The sequence below is a fragment of the Pseudokineococcus marinus genome (assembly GCF_013004605.1).
GTDB lineage: Bacteria > Actinomycetota > Actinomycetes > Actinomycetales > Quadrisphaeraceae > Pseudokineococcus > Pseudokineococcus marinus.
In genome coordinates this window covers 1-1252 of record NZ_JABEMA010000526.1, presented here as the reverse complement: position 1 = coordinate 1252, position 1252 = coordinate 1, and the positions used below count along the sequence as shown (strand labels likewise).

The following is a 1252-nucleotide window of genomic DNA, read 5'->3' as shown; positions in this document are numbered from 1 at the left end:
ACCTGGACGCCGGGCGACGTCGCCCTCGGCTTCGCCGCGGACGTCACCGGCGTCGCCGTCGACGCGGGCCGGCTCGCGCCGGACGAGTACGCCCCCCGCGCCCCGGACCCCGCCCTCGCCGCCGCCGACGCGCTGGCCGACCTGCTGCGCGCGAGGGGCGTGGACGTCGTCGGGCAGGCCCGACGCACCGACCCGGCGCTCGTGCCCGCGGGCGCGCCGGTCCTCGGCGAGGTGCGCTCGGCGCCCGTGGCCGACGTCGTCGAGCACGTCCTGCGGGTCAGCGACAACACGGGGGCCGAGGTGCTCGGGCTCCTCGTGGCGCGCGCGAGCGGCGCCCCGGTGACGCCGGAGGGGGCGACGTCGGCCGTGCGCGCCGCCGTGGCGGAGCGGGGCGTGGCGGTCGACGGCGTCGCGCTGACGGACTCCAGCGGCCTCGGTGACGGGAGCGCCCTCACCGCACGGGCGCTCGTCGACGTGCTCGGCCTGGCGGCGCGCGAGGAGGAGCTGCGCCCGCTCCTCGAGGGCCTGCCCGTGGCCGGGCTCACGGGCTCGCTCGCCTCCCGGCTCGGCGACGAGCCCGCCGCCCGCGGGGTCGTGCGCGCCAAGACGGGCACGCTCACCGGCGTCACGTCGCTCGCGGGCGTCGTCGTGGACGCCGACGGGCGCCTGCTCGCCTTCGCCGTGCTCGCCGACGCCGTCCCGGCCACCGAGCCGGCGCGCGCCGCCGTCGACGACGTCGCCGCCGCCCTCGCCGCCTGCGGCTGCCGCTGACCCGCGCGGCCTCGAGGGCGGAGCGGGCGTCACCTCCACGGCGGGGGAAGGACCGGGGTGGAGGAGGCACCGGGTCGGTGCCGGGGACGCCGCCTACGGTGGCGGCGTGACCACGCAGGCGGGGCCGGGCAGGACGTCGGACGGGACGACGCCGGGCGGGGGGACGACGCCCGGCGAGGTCCCGCTCGTCGACCAGCTCGTCGACTGGGAGCTGGCCGTGCGCGTCGCCGGCCGCCTCGCGCCCCCCGGGCCGCAGGTCACGCGGGCGGAGGCCGACCGGGCGGTCAGCCAGCTGCGACGCCTCGCCGAGCGGGCCACGGGGCACGTGGCCGAGACGACGGGCCTCGACGTGCCGCCGGACACGGGCGCCGTCGTCGTGGACCGCACCGGGTGGGCACGGGCCAACGCGGCAGCCTTCCGCGCGCTGCTGGAGGCGCCGGTCGTGCGCGCCCGCGACGCGCGGCGGGAGAAGGACGAGCGC

The 1252-nt window shown here is 80.9% G+C and carries 2 protein-coding genes; both read left to right on the top strand.

The window, feature by feature from the left end; genetic code table 11:
* The coding region (gene dacB / locus HLB09_RS17225; RefSeq protein ID WP_171204507.1) for a D-alanyl-D-alanine carboxypeptidase/D-alanyl-D-alanine endopeptidase at positions 1-771 on the top strand (771 nt) is incomplete at its 5' end.
* Positions 772-877: 106 nt separating this feature from the next.
* Positions 878-1252: zinc-dependent metalloprotease (locus HLB09_RS17220; protein WP_171204506.1), on the top strand; the 375-nt coding region annotated here is incomplete at its 3' end.